Genomic DNA, 3315 nt, shown 5'->3' with positions numbered 1-3315 from the left:
GCCTTTGGCATGGGTATCGACAAGCCCAACGTGCGCTACGTGATCCACAACAACGTGCCCGAGAGCATCGAGGCCTACTACCAGGAGGCGGGCCGCGCCGGCCGCGATGGCGACCCGGCCAGCTGCCACCTGCTGTGGAACGGCAATGATTTTCGCATGCGTCGCTTTTTGATCGACCGCGGCGATGCTGCCGACGAGGCGCTCGACGACGAGCAGCGTGCGTGGGCGCTTCAGAATCGATATCGTCTGCTCAGCCAGATGGAGGGCTACTGCAATACCACCGGCTGTCTGCGCGAATACATGCTGCGCTACTTTGGCGACGAGGCCGCAGCCGAGCATGCGACCGCAGCTGGTGCGGGTGGCGCCGCCACGGACGAGGCCGAGGGCTGCGGCAACTGCAGCAATTGCCTCACGCAGTTCGAGGTCGAGGACGTCACCGATATGGCCCGCGCCGCCGTGCGCTATGTGGCCACGCGTCCCATGCGCTTTGGCAAGTCGCTGATCGCCGACGTGCTCCACGGCGGCAACACCGAGCGCATTCGCCAGATGCATCTGGACGAGGACCGCGGCTACGGTGAGCTGTCGAGCGAATCGGTCGGGCGCATCAAGGACATCATCGGCCAGCTGTGCGGTCGCGGTTATTTGGCCACCTCGCAGGGGCAGTACCCGGTCGTGGGACTGGGTCCGCGTGCCGGCGAGGTCGAGGACGAGGCGTTCGTCTTTACCGTTAAGCGTCGCGCGTCCAAGCGCAAGGCCTCGGCCCGCGCCCGCCGCGCCGTCGATCTGCTGCGCGAGGAGGCCGAGCTGGATCAGCGCCCGCGCGTTGGCGACGATGCCGAGCTGTTCGAGCGCCTGCGTGCCCTCCGCAAGGAGATCTCGACGGAGCTGGAGATGGCACCGTACATGGTCTTCTCCGACAAGGCTCTGCGCGGTCTGTGCCGCCTACGCCCGCGGACGCGCGACGAGCTTATCCAGGTCAACGGCATCGGCGAGAAAAAGGCCGAAGCCTTTGGCGAGCAGTTTATGGCGGCGATTGAAGAGTTTGAGTCCGAGCATGCACGGGGTGGAGCGTAACGATGGCATTCGACGATAAAACCGAGCGCACTGAGGTATCCGCCGTGCCGCTGTACCAGCAGGTTATGGACGACCTAAAGGGCGAGATCGCGCGCGGCGTGTACGCATCCGGCTCGCGCATTCCTTCCGAGATGGAGCTCGCGAAGTCCTACGGCGTGGGACGCATCACCGTGCGCCGCGCCATCGAGGAGCTGTCGCGCGCGGGGTATCTCAACCGCCAGCAGGGGAGGGGCACGTTTGTGTGTGCGCCCAAGCTCAAGCGCAAGATTGTCCAGAAGGGTGACGTTCAGAGCTTTTCCGAGGGTTGCGCTGCCAACGACATGGTGGCCGGAGCACGCCTGGTGTCGCGCACGGTGGTTGCGGCGACGCGCGAGGACGCGGCGTTTTTTGGTGTGGAACCCGGCTGCGAGCTCATCGTTGTCGAGCGCGTGCGCACGGCCGACGGCATCCCCGTCATGCTCGAGAACAACGCCTTTGTGCTCGCCGACCATCCCTACCTGCAGACGCTGGCCGACGAGGACCTCACCGATAACTCAATCTTTGCGCTCGTTGCCGAGCATTCGGGTCGCGCGCCGCTCAAGTCCGGCCCCTGCACCGTGGAGATTGCGCTTGCCGATGCTCAGACGGCCCCGCTGCTGGAGGTGCCGGTCGGCGAGCCGCTCTTCTATATGGAGGCCTACTTTACCGACGCCGGCGGGCGCCCTCTACTGCTCGGCCGCCAAAAGATCGTGGGCTCGCGCTACGTCTTCGACATCTAACGTCCACAGATAGAACAACATAGAACAAATTTGCCGAGATGACTTCACAGGCGTTGTTGCACGTGCTATAAATAGGACAACATAGAACGACAGCAGGTACGAGCTGTCGTCGTTCAAAGCCGCCCCACAAGGAGGAGCATCAGCATGAACGCACACGATCTGGTTCAGGAAATCATCGAGCGCAAGGGCAAGGTCGAGAACGTCTTTTGGATCGCCTGTGGCGGTTCGATGATCGACCTCATGCCGGCTAACGAACTGCTCAAGCGCGAGGCCACCACGTTTACCTCGACGGTCTATACGGCGCGCGAGTTTTGCCTGATGGCTCCCAAGAGTCTTGGCGAGAAGTCGCTCGTCATCGCCTGCAGCCACAGCGGCAACACGCAGGAGGTCGTCGACGGCTGCGAGATAGCGCTGGCCGCCGGTGCTGAGGTCATTGCCCTTACCGACTGCGGGGGCTCAAAGATCGACAACGGCAAGTGGACTACCTGGGTCTATCCGTGGGGCGAGGGCGTGTCGCAGGCTGAGGTGCCGCAGGGCATCGGCGCTCTGATCGCCGCCGAGTTGCTCGACCAGCAGGAGGGTTACGAGGCGCTCGCCGACATGTATGAAGGCCTTAAGCAGATGGACGCGCTGCTGCCCGCTGCCCGCGAGAAGGTCAACGCCGAGCTGGGCGATCGCTTTGCCGAGCTCTGCCAGCAGCATAAGTTCTTCTATATCCTGGGTTCCGGTCCCAACTTTAGCCAGACCTATGCCATGGCCATCTGCTCGCTCATGGAGATGCAGTGGCAGCACTGCTGCTATATCCACTCCGGCGAGTATTTCCACGGCCCGTTTGAGGCCACCGAGCCCGGCGTGTTCTACTTTGTGCAGCTCGGATCGGGCGAGTGCCGCCCCATGGAGGAGCGCGCGCTGGCGTTCCTCAACACGCACACCGATACGGTCATGGTGCTCGACGCGCTCGAGTACGGCGTGGGCGACGTGCCTGCCAGCGTGCGTTCGTACCTGGAACCGATCTTCTTCTACAACATGAGCTGCGAGCTGCGCGCCGTCCGCGGTAAGGTGTTCGACCACAGCCCCGAGGTTCGTCGCTACATGGGCATCGAGCAGTACTAAGTAACGGGAAAAGCATTCACCTTCGATTCGCAAGCGTGCCGTGTGAGTCAAAAAGCGGGCCGCGCTGGTGGGTTTCCGGCGCGGCCCGCTTTGCATGGCGTCCGTATGAGCGAGGTGTCGCGGCAACCGACGCTTACTTGGCGTCGTAGGCCTCGGCGTCCCACCAGTCGAGCTGGGCGATGTTGTCGCGGATGTGCTGGCAGCTCTTGTGGAAGCCCTCGAGCTCGTGCTCGGACAGGTCGAGCGTGTAGACCTCCTCGACGCCCTCGGCGCCGATCACGCACGGCAGGGAGGTAAAGATACCCTCCTCGCCATACTGGCCGGTCATGAGCGTGGATGCCGAAAGCACGGCGTGCTCGTTGTGCAGCAC

General features: G+C 63.4%; 3 protein-coding genes and 1 pseudogene. 3 read left to right on the top strand and 1 reads right to left on the bottom strand.

Annotated elements, in window-relative coordinates:
* The 3 genes from AB5164_RS10040 to AB5164_RS10030 all read left to right on the top strand — a co-directional run.
* On the top strand, positions 1-1074 hold a 1074-nt coding region (locus AB5164_RS10040; protein WP_368148076.1), incomplete at its 5' end, for an HRDC domain-containing protein.
* Positions 1075-1076: 2 nt separating this feature from the next.
* Positions 1077-1832, top strand: coding sequence for a GntR family transcriptional regulator (locus tag AB5164_RS10035; RefSeq protein WP_368142232.1), 756 nt, complete (start codon positions 1077-1079; stop codon positions 1830-1832).
* A gap of 144 nt (positions 1833-1976) precedes the next feature.
* The gene (locus tag AB5164_RS10030) at positions 1977-2945 is read left to right on the top strand and encodes an SIS domain-containing protein (protein ID WP_368142231.1); all 969 of its coding nucleotides are present in this window, start codon (positions 1977-1979) and stop codon (positions 2943-2945) included.
* Between the two features lie 133 nt (positions 2946-3078).
* Here the strand turns inward: AB5164_RS10030 and AB5164_RS10025 are convergent.
* Positions 3079-3315, bottom strand: a pseudogene (locus AB5164_RS10025) (L-lactate dehydrogenase); the annotation flags it as partial.

Origin of the sequence: Collinsella aerofaciens, from assembly GCF_040915425.1 — a bacterium.
Lineage (GTDB): Bacteria > Actinomycetota > Coriobacteriia > Coriobacteriales > Coriobacteriaceae > Collinsella > Collinsella aerofaciens_BW.
The sequence above is the reverse complement of the archived record's forward strand: the minus strand, read 5'-3'. Positions and strand labels throughout refer to the sequence as shown.

What these genes read in the sequence shown, in the direction of transcription:
- AB5164_RS10030 (WP_368142231.1), top strand. Translation starts at nt 1,977, where the DNA reads ATGAACGCACACGATCTGGTTCAGGAAATCATCGAGCGCAAGGGCAAG.
- AB5164_RS10035 (WP_368142232.1), top strand. Translation starts at nt 1,077, where the DNA reads ATGGCATTCGACGATAAAACCGAGCGCACTGAGGTATCCGCCGTGCCG.